The sequence below is a fragment of the Marinococcus sp. LNSP9103-4 genome (genome assembly GCF_056034345.1).
Window position 1 is genome coordinate 109,696 of record NZ_JBQLIA010000004.1, and the last position, 15,796, is coordinate 125,491.

At 50.1% G+C, this 15,796-nt stretch carries 18 protein-coding genes; 15 read left to right on the top strand and 3 right to left on the bottom strand.

Annotation, left to right across the window (positions count from 1 at the left end; genetic code table 11):
- Positions 1-136 precede the first annotated feature (136 nt).
- Both ACTRXG_RS04320 and ACTRXG_RS04325 read right to left on the bottom strand, forming a co-directional pair.
- A complete protein-coding gene (locus ACTRXG_RS04320; RefSeq protein WP_474284143.1) occupies positions 137-1,021 on the bottom strand; it encodes an SDR family NAD(P)-dependent oxidoreductase in 885 nt (294 codons plus the stop codon).
- A 77-nt stretch (positions 1,022-1,098) separates the two neighbouring features.
- Positions 1,099-3,042, bottom strand: coding sequence for an aconitate hydratase (locus ACTRXG_RS04325; protein WP_474284144.1), 1,944 nt, complete (start codon positions 3,040-3,042; stop codon positions 1,099-1,101).
- A 230-nt stretch (positions 3,043-3,272) separates the two neighbouring features.
- Here ACTRXG_RS04325 and htpX point away from each other — a divergent pair, with 230 nt between their 5' ends.
- The 6 genes from htpX (at position 3,273) to modB (ending at position 8,482) form a co-directional block, all read left to right on the top strand.
- Positions 3,273-4,172 carry a protease HtpX gene (htpX, locus tag ACTRXG_RS04330; RefSeq protein ID WP_091612608.1) on the top strand — a complete coding sequence of 300 codons (900 nt, stop codon included), beginning with the start codon at positions 3,273-3,275 and terminating at the stop codon, positions 4,170-4,172.
- Positions 4,173-4,357: 185 nt separating this feature from the next.
- Positions 4,358-4,921: a copper resistance CopC family protein gene (locus tag ACTRXG_RS04335; RefSeq protein ID WP_474261506.1), complete on the top strand. Its 564-nt coding sequence runs from the start codon at positions 4,358-4,360 to the stop codon at positions 4,919-4,921.
- A gap of 58 nt (positions 4,922-4,979) precedes the next feature.
- On the top strand, positions 4,980-5,966 hold the full coding sequence (gene rarD / locus ACTRXG_RS04340) for an EamA family transporter RarD (protein ID WP_474261505.1): 987 nt from the start codon (positions 4,980-4,982) through the stop codon (positions 5,964-5,966).
- A gap of 17 nt (positions 5,967-5,983) precedes the next feature.
- Entirely contained in the window at positions 5,984-7,003 is a 1,020-nt protein-coding gene (locus tag ACTRXG_RS04345) for a ThiF family adenylyltransferase (protein ID WP_474284145.1), read from the top strand.
- A gap of 37 nt (positions 7,004-7,040) precedes the next feature.
- Positions 7,041-7,814 carry a molybdate ABC transporter substrate-binding protein gene (gene modA / locus ACTRXG_RS04350; protein WP_474284146.1) on the top strand — a complete coding sequence of 258 codons (774 nt, stop codon included), beginning with the start codon at positions 7,041-7,043 and terminating at the stop codon, positions 7,812-7,814.
- 14 nt (positions 7,815-7,828) lie between these two features.
- Positions 7,829-8,482, top strand: a complete 654-nt coding sequence (modB, locus tag ACTRXG_RS04355; protein WP_474261502.1) for a molybdate ABC transporter permease subunit — start codon at positions 7,829-7,831, stop codon at positions 8,480-8,482.
- A gap of 3 nt (positions 8,483-8,485) precedes the next feature.
- Here the strand turns inward: modB and moaC are convergent, their stop codons facing one another.
- The gene (gene moaC, locus ACTRXG_RS04360) at positions 8,486-8,974 is read right to left on the bottom strand and encodes a cyclic pyranopterin monophosphate synthase MoaC (RefSeq protein ID WP_474261501.1); all 489 of its coding nucleotides are present in this window, start codon (positions 8,972-8,974) and stop codon (positions 8,486-8,488) included.
- 80 nt (positions 8,975-9,054) lie between these two features.
- Between moaC and ACTRXG_RS04365 the strand changes: the two genes are divergently transcribed.
- The 9 genes from ACTRXG_RS04365 to qoxA all read left to right on the top strand — a co-directional run bounded on the left by ACTRXG_RS04365 (position 9,055) and on the right by qoxA (position 15,762).
- The gene (locus ACTRXG_RS04365) at positions 9,055-10,323 is read left to right on the top strand and encodes a molybdopterin molybdotransferase MoeA (RefSeq protein ID WP_474284147.1); all 1,269 of its coding nucleotides are present in this window, start codon (positions 9,055-9,057) and stop codon (positions 10,321-10,323) included.
- Positions 10,320-10,805: a molybdopterin-guanine dinucleotide biosynthesis protein B gene (gene mobB / locus ACTRXG_RS04370; RefSeq protein WP_474284148.1), complete on the top strand. Its 486-nt coding sequence runs from the start codon at positions 10,320-10,322 to the stop codon at positions 10,803-10,805. Before ACTRXG_RS04365 ends, mobB begins: the two co-directional genes overlap by 4 nt.
- Complete coding sequence (locus ACTRXG_RS04375; RefSeq protein ID WP_474284149.1) at positions 10,802-11,266, top strand: molybdenum cofactor biosynthesis protein MoaE; 465 nt, start codon at positions 10,802-10,804, stop codon at positions 11,264-11,266. Before mobB ends, ACTRXG_RS04375 begins: the two co-directional genes overlap by 4 nt.
- Complete coding sequence (locus tag ACTRXG_RS04380; RefSeq protein ID WP_474284150.1) at positions 11,263-11,496, top strand: MoaD/ThiS family protein; 234 nt, start codon at positions 11,263-11,265, stop codon at positions 11,494-11,496. The genes ACTRXG_RS04375 and ACTRXG_RS04380 overlap by 4 nt, the downstream gene beginning before the upstream one ends.
- Positions 11,497-11,500: 4 nt before the next feature.
- Entirely contained in the window at positions 11,501-12,088 is a 588-nt protein-coding gene (locus ACTRXG_RS04385; protein ID WP_474284151.1) for a molybdenum cofactor guanylyltransferase, read from the top strand.
- A gap of 16 nt (positions 12,089-12,104) precedes the next feature.
- The gene (gene moaA / locus ACTRXG_RS04390; protein WP_474261495.1) at positions 12,105-13,115 is read left to right on the top strand and encodes a GTP 3',8-cyclase MoaA; all 1,011 of its coding nucleotides are present in this window, start codon (positions 12,105-12,107) and stop codon (positions 13,113-13,115) included.
- Between the two features lie 67 nt (positions 13,116-13,182).
- Positions 13,183-13,701, top strand: coding sequence for a MogA/MoaB family molybdenum cofactor biosynthesis protein (locus tag ACTRXG_RS04395; RefSeq protein ID WP_474261494.1), 519 nt, complete (start codon positions 13,183-13,185; stop codon positions 13,699-13,701).
- Positions 13,702-13,730: 29 nt separating this feature from the next.
- Positions 13,731-14,447 (top strand): class I SAM-dependent methyltransferase, encoded by a 717-nt coding sequence (locus tag ACTRXG_RS04400; protein ID WP_474284152.1) that lies wholly within the window; start codon positions 13,731-13,733, stop codon positions 14,445-14,447.
- 376 nt (positions 14,448-14,823) lie between these two features.
- Positions 14,824-15,762, top strand: a complete 939-nt coding sequence (gene qoxA, locus ACTRXG_RS04405; RefSeq protein ID WP_474284153.1) for a cytochrome aa3 quinol oxidase subunit II — start codon at positions 14,824-14,826, stop codon at positions 15,760-15,762.
- The last annotated feature ends 34 nt before the right edge of the window (positions 15,763-15,796 follow it).

Genomic DNA, 15,796 nt, shown 5'->3' on the forward strand with positions numbered 1-15,796 from the left:
CAGGTAAATAGAATGGTGCATAAGTACATGCACATGAAGGTTAAATACCCGCTTCAAAACAGGGCAAAACAAGGCGGAAAGACAGAAAAGCGAAAAAAGGAATGCCCGCGAAGGCATTCCATTAGGCTGATATTTTTTAGGCTTCTTTCTGAAGCTCTCTTCCGGTGTAGTGATAAACGAGTTCTTCGCTGATTTCCCGCAGCTTTCTTTGATTGGCTGTGGAATAGGAATCACTCGAAGAGCTCGTAATTCCTTTTTTCGTGAAGTATTTACCGGTTACCTGAGAGCCGCGGGCACCTGAAGCAAGCGACACTTCCAGGTCAGCTCCTTCTTCCGGGGAGTCGCCGAACTTACTAGTGAATTTGTTCAGTCCCCGGTAAAAGGCATTTTTATTATTCAATCCGAACCCGGTGGAAATGTTGCCGGGATGTAGAGCGTTCACTTTAATATTTTCATAGCGGAGTCTTTGGGAGAGGTCATACGTATACAGCAGCAGGGACAGCTTCGCCAGACCGTATTGCTTCAGGCCGTTATACTTCTGCTCCCCCTGCAGATTTTGAAAGTTCATCCTGGATATTGCATGTGCAGCAGAAGAAACGTTTACAATCCGGCCGTCAGAGCTCTTCCGGAGAAGAGGGAGGAGAAGTTCAGTAAGATAAAATACCCCGAGGTAATTCAGGGCAAAGGTGCGCTCGAGATGCTCCTCCGTCCAAACCCTGGAAGAGTAGACGGCGCCGGCATTATTAATCAGGGCGTCAAGCTGGCCGTAGTCCCGTGCTATATTCTCTGTAAGTGTCTCGATTTCCTGCAGCAGGGAAAGGTCAGCCTGATAAAAATGAAGCCCTGTGTTTCCAGTTTTCTGCTCCAATTCGGTAATAAGCTCTTCGCCTTTCCATTCCTTGCGTCCCACCAGCAATAAGGTATGCCCTTCAGATGCCAGTTTTTCTGCGACGATTCTGCCGATGCCGTTTGTGGCGCCGGTCAGCAGGATAGTTCTTTGATTTTCTACTTTGTTTTCCATCAATGAAGGCCTCCCTTAATCATCAAACATAAAGGAGCAGCGCTTCCTGAAAAGAAGCGTCTGCCCCGCCGGTACTGTTATTGTTTTGCGCGTACCCAGTTGATCAAACCGCCGCGAAGCATCATGTCAATTTGGCGCCTTGACATTTCATGGCGCACGGTAATGGTTTCATTTTTGTTTTTAATAGTGGCTTCAAACGTGTTGTGATTTTGGATATTTTCACGCAGGTTCTCAAGCACAATAGTGTCGCCGGCGTCGATTTTCATATAGTCTTCAGTGCCTTCAAAAGTGATCGGAAGCACGCCGAAGTTCACCAGGTTCTGCCAGTGAATACGGGCGAAGTCCTGGACAAGGGCAACACGCAGACCGAGGTAGCGGGGTGCAAGGGCTGCGTGCTCACGGCTTGAGCCCTGGCCGTAGTTGGATCCGCCGACAATAGCGTGACCGGTATCATCTTTAATTTCCATTGCCCGGTTGTAATAGTCTTCATCGGTAATTTCAAATGAGAACTTGCTGATTTCCGGCAGGTTACTGCGGTACGGAAGCACGCGCGCTCCGCCGGCAAGAATCTCGTCGGTGGAGAAGTTGTCGCCAAGCTTCAGCAGTACTGGTACTTCGATGCGGTCCGGCAGCTCTTCCATTTCCGGAAGGGTAGCAATGTTCGGGCCTTTTTCAATTTTTATATTTTTTGCTTCTTCGTAAGGAAGCGGCTCCTGCAGCAGCCGGAAATCAACGGTTGGCTCATCAGGTTCGCCTACCTTAGGATAGTCCATATCAAGGGTCCGCGGGTCGGTAATTTCACCGTAAAGCGCAGAAGCAGCAGCTATTTCAGGGCTGCACAGGAATACGCGGTCTTCCTTCGTACCCGAGCGTCCCGGGAAGTTCCGCGGAGTCGTCCGCAAACTGTTTTTGTGGGTGGCAGGTGCCTGTCCCATGCCGATACAGCCGTTACAGCCTGCCTGGTGCAGCCGGCCGCCAGCGCTCAGGAGATTGGCAATATGGCCGTTGGACACGAGGTCTGTCAGCATTTGCCGTGAAGATGGATTAATATCAAAGCTTACATTTTCATGCACATTTTTCCCTTTGACGATCTCAGAAGCAATCGCAAAGTCCCGGTATCCAGGGTTTGCGGATGAACCAATATACGCCTGGAAAATAGGTTCGCCGGCGATTTCCCGTACCGGTACAACGTTGCCCGGACTCGACGGTTTGGCAATCAGTGGCTCGAGAGAGGACAAATCGATTTCTTCATCGATGTCGTACTGGGCACCGCGGTCAGCTTTCAGCTCCTGCCATTCGTCCTCGCGGTTCTGGCTTGCCATGAAACGCTTCACTTCATCGTCCGATGGGAATACGCTTGCGGTGGCACCGAGCTCGGCTCCCATGTTCGCAATAACGTGACGATCCATAGCGCTCAGATCTTCAAGGCCTGGTCCGTAGTATTCAATGACTTTGTTAGCGCCGGCTTTCACGTCATGGCGGCGGAGAAGCTCAAGAATAACGTCCTTGGCGCTTACCCAGTCCGGAAGCTTGCCGGTAAGCTTTACTCCCCAAACCTGGGGCATTTTAACAAAGAATGGCTCTCCAGCTATTGCCATCGTTACTTCGATACCGCCTGCTCCCATGGCAAGCATCCCCATACAGCCGTTGGCACATGTATGGGAGTCCGACCCGAGAAGGGTGCGGCCGGGACGGGCAAGGCGCTGCATGTGTACTGGGTGGCTGACACCGTTACCCGGGCGGCTGAAATACATGCCGAAGCGTTTTGCTGCTGTTTGAAGAAACAGGTGGTCATCCGGGTTTTTATTATCCTCCTGAATGATATTGTGGTCTACGTACTGGGCGGAAGCTTCTGTCTGAGCCCGTTCAACCCCCATCGCTTCAAGCTCAAGCATCACCATTGTTCCAGTGGCATCCTGGGTAAGTGTCTGGTCGATTTTCATTCCAATCTCTTCGCCTGGAGTCATCTCCCCGGAGACGAGGTGTTCTTCGATTAGCTTTTGTGCAACGTTTCGTGCCATAAATGGCGTCCTCCTTCGTCAGAATTCCAATTGTGTTAATTCTTTCTGAATGAAAACATGCTCTTAATATTTATACCTGTTAAGAAAAACTTGTAAACATACAAGGGATCTTTCTTTTCGTGTAAATTTTAATGTGTAATAATATAAATAAGGATGAAACCTTCCGGGGTACACCTGCGTATAAATACTCGTGTAAAAGAAAATGAAGAGTAAAAAAAGGAGAGAAAGCCATGGGTAAAAGAATCATGCTGTTTCTGTTAACGAACATGATGGTGTTGTTAACAATTGTCATCGTGTTTTCAATACTAAGTTTGTTTGGTGTTAACCTGGGTGCTTATGACTATGGTGCCGGTACGCTGAATCTGGTGCCGCTGTTGATTATCAGTGCCGTTATCGGCTTTGCCGGAGCATTTATTTCACTGGCTATGTCGAGATTCATAGCGAAAAAAGCGATGAACGTCAAAGTAATTGACCCGGATAATCCGGGAAGCCAGGCTGAAAAAATGGTAGTTGAAAAAGTACACCGTCTCTGCCGGCGCGCAGGGCTTACTCATATGCCGGAGGTTGGGATTTACCAGTCCGCTGAAGTGAACGCTTTTGCGACAGGGCCTACCAAAAAGAGGTCGCTTGTTTCCGTTTCAACTGGTCTGCTTCAATCGATGGATGATGATGCTGTTGAAGGCGTTATTGCCCATGAGGTTGCCCACGTGGCAAATGGCGATATGATCACTATGACCCTGCTGCAGGGAATCGTGAACACGTTCGTGGTGTTCCTGGCACGGGTCGTCGCCTTTGCGGTATCGAGGTTCGTAAACGAAAATATGCGCCCGATTATTCACTTTCTGGCGATTATTGTATTTCAGATCCTCTTTTCGATTCTCGGAAGTATTGTTGTGGCTGCCTACTCCCGCTATCGTGAGTATCACGCCGACCGCGGCGGGGCCGATCTTGCCGGTAAAGACAAGATGGCCCATGCTCTCCGCTCGCTGCAAAATTATGTGGACCGGGTGGATACGGAACAGTCATCCATGCAGACGCTGAAAATCAACAATAAGCCGTCGGCAGCTGCGATGCTCTTTTCGTCGCACCCGCCGCTTGAAGACCGGATCCGCCGTTTAGAACAAAGCTGAATATAAGCACCTTCCCCGGATGCGCCTGCCGCGTCCGGGTTTTTTGTGCCGGGTGGAAGGATAGAGAGATGGATATTTCCCGGGAAATATAAAATTGACACAAAAACGTAAATGATATGGTTCGAATTTGGCTTTATATCATGATATAAAGAGTAGAGTGATCTATTATTGAAAGGAGAAGTCCTATGAAATATCGAATTTTTGGTCTTCTCGCGGTTTTATTTTTCATTGCCTCCCCTTACCAGGCGGTGGCAGCGCCCGTACTGGAATCCTCGAGTCCGGAAAATGGAGATTCTTTGTTGGAAGTACCCGAGCGGGTGGAACTCAACTTTGATACAGAGATTGACCGTGTAGAAGATATGTATCTGCTTGTAGAAACCGGCGATGAAATTGATATAGAAGAACCAGTGATCAGCGAAGACGGAATGACAGTCTCCGCAGAGATCGAGAGCATTCTGGAAAATGGAAACTATATATTAAATTACACCGTAACTGATGCGGAAGGGGAGTCTGAACAGCAGGGCATTAATTTCAGTATTAACAGCAACACTTCCCTCGAAGAAAGACAGGATAATCTGGAAGAACGGACAGGCGAAAGTGCTCTTACAGAAGCAGAGCAGGAAGAAGAGCGTGAAGCAGAAGAAGCAGGCGCGAATATTCCCGGCATGGTGTTTATGGGAGCGCTTGGCCTGACAGTCGTTTCCGCATTTACGATCATTTTATGGAAAAACAGAGAGCGTAAAAAGTAACAGTGGACAGCTTCGAGACTCTTCGAAGCTGTTTTTGTTTGTGTGTGGAAAAATTCCAATGGCTTCAGCCGTTCTTGTTTGGCAGTGGGGGACCATTGTCCGCTATAATAGACGGGGAGAGAGGACGGAGATGCAGATGAGAGAGCAGCAGACAGGCATTGCAGCAGGAGTGGCAGCTTATGTACTTTGGGGATTTCTTCCGCTTTACTGGAAGCTTTTTAACGAGGTCCCGGCGATCGATGTGCTCGCCCACCGGGTGATCTGGTCGTTTTTATTCATGGCTGTACTTATTGTGCTGATCGGGCGCTACAAAGGAGTATGGAATGAAATAACGCATGCTTTTCATTCCGTGAAAACGACGGCGGCGATCACCGGTGCCGCTTTATTGATTACGATCAACTGGTTTACTTTTATTTTTGCAGTGAACGGAGACCATGTGATCCAGGCGAGCCTTGGCTACTATATTAACCCGCTTGTGAACGTAGCTCTGGCGACGGTATTTTTAAAAGAACGGCTGGCACGCATGGAAATAGCTGCGGTAGTGCTCGCGTTTATCGGCGTATTCGTGCTGACGATTTCCTACGGGCAGTTTCCGTGGGCTTCGATTATCCTGGCATTATCCTTTGGGTGCTATGGTATTATTAAAAAAACTGTAGCACTCGGCGCATGGGCAGGTTTGACGCTGGAATCGTTTCTAGCAGCTCCATTTGCCCTGATTTTTTTAATGTTCTTTTCGGGCGAAACGGCTTCCACCTATGATTCAGGCACGTGGACACTGCTCTTCGGGGCGGGGGCAGCTACGGCTGTTCCATTGCTGCTGTTCGCCTCGGGGGCGCGGAAGATCAGCTATTCCCTGCTTGGCTTTCTGCAGTATATTGCGCCGACGATTATGCTGGTGCTGGGTGTTTTTTTATTTAGGGAGCCTTTTTCCTTCCAGCAGTTCACAGCCTTTTTAATTGTCTGGGCGGGACTTACGCTGTTTACCGTTTCGCGGACACGTATTCATATGCAGAGAAAGAAAACAGAAGCAGCTATAAATAGTTGAAGAAAAGGAGAGAAAGCATGGATGAGCGATATTCGAGACAGCAGCTGTTTTCGCCGATTGGTGAAGCGGGCCAGAAAAAATTAAACGAAAGCTCTGTGACGATTGTCGGTGCAGGAGCGCTCGGGGCTTCGGCAGCGGAGATGCTTGTGCGTGCCGGCGTTGGTACAGTGACGATCGCAGACCGTGATTACGTGGAGTACAGCAATCTGCAGCGCCAGCAGCTGTATACGGAAAAGGATGCCGCAGAGCAGATGCCTAAAGCAGCCGCGGCAGAAAAAAGGCTGCGTGAGATTAACTCCGGGGTTCATGTGCAAGGTGAAGTAGTGGATGTCGATTTTACGTGGATCGAAGCAAAGGCTGCAGAGACAGATCTTATTGTTGACGGGACGGACAATTTTGATACTCGTCTGCTGATTAACGATGCGGCGAGAAAATACCATAAGCCCTGGGTTTACGGAGCCTGTGTGGGAAGTATCGGCATGGTGCACCCGTTTCTTCCGGGAGAGCGCCCCTGCTTTCGCTGTGTATGGAAAAAGATCCCTTCGCAGGGGCAGACGTGCGACACAGTAGGAGTAATCGCTCCGGCTGTACAGTCAGTAGCGGCAAAGCAGACGGCCGCAGCCTTAAAAATACTGGTCGGTGACGGAGAAAGTCTCCCGGTGGCTCTGGACTATTTTGATCTTTGGAACCAGCAGCAGTTTTCCATCGGCCTGCAGAGCAGTAAGGATCCTGGGTGCCTGTCATGTGGTGAAAAAGCGGAATATCCGGCGTTAACATATGAACATTCAAATAAAACGAGCGTACTTTGCGGCAGGGATACAGTGCAGATCCGCCCGGGGGAAAGTAAACAGCTGAACTTTGAACGGCTGGAGCGCGATTGGGAAAGCAGGAACTGGAGCGTGCGCAAAAATCCTTATCTGTTGTCGGTGCAGACTGAAACGCGGCGTATCGTTTTATTTCAGGACGGGCGGGCGCTCATCCACGGCACGAGCGACGTCCAGGAAGCCAAGCGGTGGTATGCACAGCTGCTCGGATAACCTGAAACCAATCCATCGAAGGGAGATGAAGGACAACATGAACTGGAAACCCTTCGTAGCGGCAGGGGCCGGGGCTGTTCTCCTGCAGGCCTGCAGCGGCGGTCCGCAGGCAGAACAGAACGAAGAGCAGGCCGAGCTGACGGTTTCAGCGGCAGCCAGTCTGCAGGATGCTCTTACTGAGGTGCAGAAAAGCTTCGCCAACGAGCATCCGGATATTTCCCTGACGTTTAACTACGGCGGCTCCGGCACACTGAAGCAGCAGATTGAGCGGGGCGGTCCGGCGGATGTCTTTTTGTCAGCCTCCGCTTCACACTATAACGATCTTGAAAAGGAAAATATAATGGTGGATACAGGGGATCCTGCCTTTGCAGAAAATAAGCTGGTGGTGGTGGTGCCTGAAGACAGTGCGGAAGAAAAGCTTCAGAGCGTGCTCAATGGAAGCGGCCGGATAGCGGTGGCAACGCCGGAGGCAGCACCCGCCGGAAGATATACCCGGGAAGCACTTAATTCCATGAAGGAATGGGAGCGCGTGCAGGAGCGGGTGGTTTTTGCTAAGGATGTGCGGCACGCGTTAACTCTTGTCGAAAGAGGCAATGCAGCGGTCGGCTTTGTATATGCTTCAGACGCCCGCGAAGCTGACGTACGGGTGCTTGAAGAAATTGATCCTTCCCTGTACTCCCCCATCCACTATTACGGCGGGGCCGTGGCAGGAAGCGGGAACGAAGAAGAAAGCCGGGAATTTATGGAATACCTGCAAAGCAGTGAAGCCCAGGATATTTTGCGTTCGTACGGCTTTTCAGACCCGGAATAAAAGGAGCGTGCCTGATGTTTTGGTTTCCGATACAGTTATCTCTGCTGACAGCAAGCATCGCAGCTGTCCTTGTTTTCATTGTCGGGGCGATGCTCGGGAGAGTTTTTGCCGTCAGAAATTTCCGGGGGAAGCTGGCAGCGGAAACGTTCCTGATGCTTCCGCTCGTGCTGCCTCCTTCGGTGACCGGCTTTTTACTTATCGTCGTTTTTGGAACGAGCAGCTGGATTGGCAGCGTGTATGAACAAGTATTTCAAAATTCGATTATTTTCACGCCGGTCGCCGCTGTTGTTGCCGCTGCGGTCGTGGCGTTTCCTTTAATGTTTCAGTCGGCAAAAACCGGCTACGGTTCAATTGACCCCAATATTGAATCCGCTGCAAGAGTTGACGGGGCAGGAGAGTGGCGCGTGTTTACAAATATCGCTGTTCCTCTCGCCGGAAGAGCGCTTATGACAGGATTTGTTCTCAGTTTTACGAGAGCTCTGGGAGAATTCGGGGCTACGCTGATGTTTGCCGGGAATATTCCCGGCGTTACACAAACAATGCCGACGGCCATCTACGTGGCCATTGAGTCGAATCAAATGAACCTTGCGTATACGTACGTCGGCATCAGTATATTTATTTCCTTCCTGCTGCTCGGTTTAACCTACCTTTTAAACCGGGAACGTTAAATATTAATCGCCTGTTTCCCGGTGATAGTCACCGCTTTTGCCCCCGGTTTTTTCAAGCAGGTATGTCGGTCCGATGACCATTCCTTTATCGAGCGCTTTGCACATATCATACACGGTTAAAGCAGCGGCGGATGCTGCGGTCAACGCTTCCATTTCCACACCGGTGCTTCCCTTCGTTTTAACAAAAGCTTCAATAAATAGTTCATACGTTTCTTCTGTTTCCCAGTAAAAGCTGATGTCTACGTTACTTAACGGGAGCGGATGGCACATTGGTATGAGGGTGGATGTCTGTTTGGCGCCGGTGATTCCTGCGATTTGGGCGACGGCGAGCACATCCCCTTTTTTAATATCCCCCTGCGTTATGGCATGGTAGACCTCTTCTGGAACACGGATGCTTGAACCTGCCAGGGCACTTCTGCTCGTCACCGGTTTATCGGAGACGTCCACCATTCTGGCCCGGCCCTGTTCGTTAAAATGCGTGAATTCTGACATGGTACATGTCCCTCCTGGATACAGTATTGACCGATTATAGCACGGATACATACATTCAAATATGATAAAGGAGCATCGATATGGTTGAAAAACGTACGCCTGTCCCTGTAAAAGAAGCAATTGAACGAGTAATGGAGAATGTCGAAGAAGGTGGCGTGGAGGAGGTCTCCATCCAGGAATCCTACGGCCGTCGGCTGGCGGAGGCGATCACAGCCGCTCATCCGGTGCCGCCGTTTGACCGTTCTCCCTATGACGGGTTTGCGATCCGTTCGGCGGACTCCCGCGGGGCCTCCCGGGAGCAGCCGGTCACCTTTCAGGTAGTGGAGGAAATCGGCGCTGGTTTTGTGTCACAAAAAGAACTCGGGCCGTTTCAGGCAGTACGCATCATGACCGGGGCAAAAATTCCGGAGCAGTGCGATGCCGTCGTAATGCTCGAGCTTGTCCAGGAGGATCATGACGGAACGTACCCGCTTATGACGATTAAGCGCGAATTTGAAGAGCATCAAAACATCTCCTTTGAAGGGGAAGATACGGAGGCTGGTGCCGAGCTCGTTCCGGTGGGCACATGGATTGATCCCGGCGTCACGGCCCTCCTTGCGACATTTGGCTACGCCACGGTGAAGGTGGCTAAAAAGCCGGTCGTCGGTGTGTTTGCGACAGGGACGGAGCTGCTTGACGTCTCTGATGATCTGGAGCCGGGCAAAATACGAAACAGCAACGCTTATATGATGATTGCCCAGCTGCAGCGTGCCGGGGCGGAGCCTGTATACTACGGCAAGCTGAAGGATGAACTGGATCCCTGCTACGAGGCGGTGCGCCAGGCGGCAGAGGAGACAGACATGGTCATTACGACTGGAGGGGTGTCGGTTGGGGACTACGATCTGCTCCCGGACGTTTACGAACGGCTTGGCGCAGACGTGTTCTTTAACAAAGTAGCGATGCGTCCCGGCAGCGTAACAACCGTCGCCAGCTGGGAAGGCACGCTGCTGTTTGGCCTTTCAGGAAATCCGTCCGCCTGCTATATGGGCTTTGAGCTTTTTGTGCGGCCGGTAATTCAGGCCGTCATGCATTCTGCGCATCCGCACCATACAATGGTGAAGGCAGAGCTCGCGGCGGATTTCTCCAAGCCGAACCCGTTCACCCGTTTTGTTCGCGGCAGCTGCCGTGCAGAAGGCGACCGTTTATTTGCAGAGCCGGGAGGCTTTAATAAGTCGAGTGCGGTCACCTCCCTGGCTGGTGCCAATGCGTGTATCGTTCTGCCCGGGGGAAGCCGAGGATACCAGCAGGGGGACGTGGTCGATGTCATGCTGCTTGAAGATAATGAAGGCCAGAAAGAGCCGCTCTCATGACCACCCCGGTACTGCAGGTAACGGGATTTAAAGAAAGCGGAAAAACGACCCTGCTTAAACGCTGGACGGCGCTTGCCAGGGTAAACGGCTGGAGGGTTGGCATATTAAAGCATCACGGCCACCAGAGCGTGCCGCTTCAGCCGGAGGGGGCCGACAGCCTGGAGCTGAAGGAGGCCGGCGCTGTGGTTTCCGGTGTGGAAGGCGCCGGAGTCTTTCAGTTTCTCGCAGATATGGTGGAGCCGGACCTTTCCACCCTGCTGAATATTTATCAACACCTCCCGCTTGATGTTATTCTTATAGAGGGATACAAAAAAGCACCGCATCCAAAAGTCCTTCTGCTCCGGAGCACAAAAGATAAAATATCTCTTGAAAGTCTTGAAAATATTCAAACAGCGTTTGGTCCTGGAGAAGAAGTAAATCATTTTCAGGAGACGGAAAAAACAGATGAATGGTTTGAACAATATATGAGGAGTATACTATGAAGAAACGATTTTTTGTTACATCAGAACCGCTGTCTGTGGAAGAGCTTGCTGCTGAAGTGACGCGTCCGGAAGCAGGAGCTGTGGTCCAGTTTATCGGGACGGTCCGGGAATTTACCAAAGGCCGGCGGACAGTCTATCTGGAATACGAAGCGTATCATTCGATGGCGGAAAAGCAGCTCGAGGCAATCGGCCGGGAAGTGAAGGAACGGTGGCCGGACGCTGAATCAGCCGTGGGGCACCGCACCGGTGAACTGCAGATCTCGGACGCGGCAGTTGTGATTGCCGTTTCGACGCCTCACCGGAAAGACGCTTACGAAGCGAATGAGTATATTATTGAGCGCATTAAACAAATTGTGCCAATCTGGAAAAAAGAACACTGGGAAGACGGCGAGCAATGGGTGGGAGACCAGCTTGAACAAACGCGGTATCCAGACGGAGCCCCGGGAGGTGGAAATGAGTGATTAATGTGTTATGCTTTGCCCACATGAAAGATATTTTTGGCGGCGAGAAGATCACCATTAACAGTGGCGGTATAGCTACTGTTGAAGATGTACTTGAGCATTTAAGAGCAGCGTATGATGCTGATATCAGCGGCATTATGACCGCTGTAAATGAAGAATTTGCCGAAGGAAGCACGCCGGTCGGCCAGGGGGACACGGTAGCCCTGATCCCGCCGGTCAGCGGAGGGTAACACTGTGGCAGATGGAATTATTTTAACCGGAGGCATGTCGGAGCGGTTTGGTTCCCCGAAGGCCTTTGCTGTCTGGAAAGAAAGGTATTTTTATGAACGGGCCGTCGAGGCTCTTCAGACTGAAGTGAAAACCATCTGGCTGATTTCTCATCCGTCGTTTGCCGGAAGAATTAAAGCCGGAGAGCGGGTGAGGGTCAGGGAAGATCTTCCGCCTCATAAAGAGAAGGGACCGCTGGCCGGACTTTTCACCGCCCTTTCCTATACAGAGGAAGATTGGGTATTTATGCTTCCGGTGGACATGCCGCTTATCACTGCGGAAGAGGTGCGTTTTCTAGCCTCTTATATTACGCCGGAAACAGAGGCGGTTATCCCGGAGGTTGGGGGAAGGCTGGCCCCCGCTTGTGGATGGTTCCACGCGGATCTGCTTTCAATAGCAGGAGCCCAGCTCGAATCCGGGGATTACCGGATGAAAAATGTATTCAGCGGCAGGGAAAGAGTCGTAGACGTCAATCAGACGTACTGGCGCCCTGAGGCATTTGAAAATATTAATACTGTCCGGCAGCTTGAAGAGTTAAACAGAAAGGTAAAATAGAGAGAGGGGGAATACGATGACCAATGTAACTGACCAGTTAAACCGTCCCCTTCGTGACCTGCGTATTTCCGTGATAGACCAATGCAACTTCCGGTGCACCTACTGCATGCCGGCAGAAATTTTTGGCCCGGATTTTGAATTTATGGGTCAGGATGAACGGCTTTCCTTCGATGAAATCGTCCGGGTGTCGCGCCTGTTTGCGGGTCTTGGTGTCGAGAAGCTCCGTTTAACCGGAGGAGAGCCGCTGCTTCGTAAAAACATGCCCGAACTGATCCGCCGCTTGACGGAAATCGAAGGCATTAAAGATATCGCTTTAACTACAAACGGTGTAATGCTGCCCGCCCAGGCTGAAAAATTGAAGGCCGCTGGGCTGCAGCGGGTGAACATCAGTCTCGATGCACTCGATGATGAAGTGTTTGCGAGTATTAACGGCAGAAAAACCGGCTCGAAGCCTGTGTTGAAAGGCATTGAAGCAGCGAAAAAAGCAGGCCTTACTGTAAAGGTGAATACTGTAGTCAAAAAAGGGATGAATGAAGAACAGATTCTTCCAATGGCTATGTATTTTAAACAGCGTGGCGTCAACCTGCGCTTTATCGAGTTTATGGATGTGGGCAGCACCAATGGCTGGAACTTTGGGTCGGTGGTGACGAAAAAAGATATTATCGACACGATTCACCAGACGTTTCCGATTGAACCCGTGGATCCGGGGTATTACGGTGAAGTGGCTGACCGTTACCGTTATAAGGATGGCAGCGGTGAAGTCGGCGTTATTTCGTCTGTTACGGAATCGTTCTGCTCTACGTGCACAAGGGCGCGGATTTCGGCAGACGGAAAGCTGTTTACGTGCCTGTTTGCCACCGAAGGGTATGATTTACGGAATCAGCTTCGTTCTGAGGATTCAGATGATACGATCTTTAATAATATTGCCGGCATATGGGGCAGACGGACCGACCGTTACTCGGAAGAGCGGACCGAAGAAACGGCACGCAACCGTAAGCGGATTGAAATGTCCTATATTGGGGGATAATAGGAAGAAAAGAGGAAGCCTGAAAAAGGCTTCTTTTTTTAAGAGAAAAATAAAGGAGGGGACTTCTATGGCAACAGAAGAACATAAAGAGCAGGCAGAGAAAAAGATTCAATGCGCTGTTATTACCGTAAGTGATACGCGGACCGAAGAAACGGATAAAAGCGGCAGACGTATTCATGAGCTGCTCGAATCCCACGGCCACGAGGTTTGTTTTTATTCAATAGTGACAGACGAACAGGCATCCATCACCAATTGTTTGAACGAAGCGCTTGTCCACCCGGAGGCGGAAGCGGTGCTGATTAACGGCGGGACCGGGATTGCGGACCGGGATATTACCATCGAAACGGTAGAGCCCAGATTTGATAAAGCAATTGTCGGGTTTGGCGAGCTGTTCCGCTACCTGAGTTACGTGGAAGACATCGGGTCTTCAGCGATTTTATCGAGAGCTGCCGCCGGCATTATCGATCACAAGCCGGTATTTACGATGCCCGGGTCTTCCGGGGCTGTAAAGCTTGCGATGGAAAAACTGATTATTCCTGAACTGCCTCACGTGGTTTGGGAGGCTGTAAAACAGCGCGATTTGTAAAAAAATAGAAAAACAAGAGAGGTGCTTGTGTGAAAGAACCAAGTTTAGAGGAAATCAGGGCCTCGGAAAAAGAATATCACCGTCAGTACTACAAGCAGCATGACTTATTTGAAGAAGGCACCTGGATGAAAAAACCAGCTTCCCGTATTATTAACGCCCTGGGCCGAATTCGAAAAGGAAAAGACGTCCGGCTGCTCGACCTCGGGTGCGGCATTGGCCGTAACAGCATACCGGCCGCGAGACAGTTTCAGGAGCAGGGGTGTGAGGTTACGTGCGTGGACTTTTTAGACGAAGCCATCACCCAGCTAACGGAGTACGCCAAAGAATACGGCGTCGAACAGGGAATTAAACCGGTGAAGCAGGCAATAGAGGAATATGCTCCAGAAGAGGCGTATTTTGACGGCATTATAGCAGTTTCAAGCATCGAACACGTACCTGACGAAAAAACCTTCTGGAATTTAATCGATAAACTTCAGAAGGGCACAGCTGAGGGCGGAGTGCATGCATTTTTAATGAACACCGGGATTCATGAAACAGACGCGGAGACGAACGAGGAGCTTCCGGCAAAAATGGAAGTGAATTTCGATACCGAAGATATTATTCAAAAGCTTTCTGAACGGTACGAAGGCTGGACGGTGCATAAGCTTGAGAGCCAAGCGCAGTCGTTTTCGACGTACCGGGAAGAACGGGAAGTGCTTATTAATTCAAATATGCTGCTGCTTGAAGCGGTAAAAGAACGGGCCTGATGGCTCGTTCTTTCTAATATACAGAAAAGGCACCCGGTGCCCAGGCTTATATGGAACAAAAATAAGGTGTAAATGTGTGCGCAGGCAGGCGGTAATTTTGTCCTAAAACCGCCTTTCGCAGGTTGAAAATTGGCAGTCGTTAGGATACGATGATAAAGGTTCTAAGCAATAGGCGCATAGAAGTGAACGTTTTATGACATATTTGTGTTTAAAAATCGTCAATTTTGAAATTTTGCCGGAGAAAAAATGACGAGAGGCATAAAAATTTGCTACGATAATGGTGCGCTCTGCATATGAACGGAATGAACCGTGGCTGATGGAGAGAGGGGTTATTCATCACAGAAGTCGGTAATAAAAAGGAAGGAGCGTGAAGCGCTTGAAAAACTTAGTTTCCTGGTTTAAACGACTGTTTATGGTACCAGGGTTGTTTGCTTTGCTGCTCGTCGCCAGCGGCTGCAGCGGTATTACAGTTTTGGATCCTAAAGGTCCGGTGGCCAGAACCCAGCAGGAACTCATCATTTTTTCTATTACACTGATGTCCGTCATTGTCATTGTTGTTTTTGTGCTATTTTTCTACATGATTATCCGGTTTAGGGAACGCCCGAACTGGACAGACAAGGACTATGACCCTCACCAGCACGGAAACACCACGCTCGAGATTGTCTGGACGGTTATTCCATTTATTATTGTAGCAGCTCTTTCGGTACCTACAGTGACCTCATTGTATGCTCTGGAAGAACCTCCTGAAGAAAGCAATGACCAGGAACCGTTGGTAATACATGCCGATACATCAAACTGGAAATGGTATTTCAGTTATCCTGAGCAGGACATTGAGACGGTTAACTACTTACACATACCGGAAAATCGTCCAATCGAATTTAAACTGTCCGGTGCTGACTCTATGACAGCACTCTGGATACCTGCGCTTGGCGGTCAGAAATACAACATGGCCGGCATGCAGAATACGCTGTATCTGCAGGCAGATGAAGAAGGCGAATTCGCAGGCCGTAATGCAAACTACAACGGATCCGGCTTTGCAGAGCACACATTCACCGTCACTTCTGAAAGTGAAGAAGAATTCGATCAGTGGGTAAGCGACATTCAAAGCAACGCCCCAGAATTGACGGAAGAACGGTTTAACGAATATTTAAAGCCAGGTCTTGCAGATGAGGCTGAATACTCGAGCACGCACCTGGAGTATGTTGACTTTGGCCAAAACGACGGCAGAAGTTATATTACGGATCTCTACAGCGGAGACCTTGGTGAAGACGTATCCCTTTACGGCGGCGAAGGCGGTCCGTGGGAAGAAGAATAAATTAAGCTTAGTATGATAAATATAGAAAGCAGGT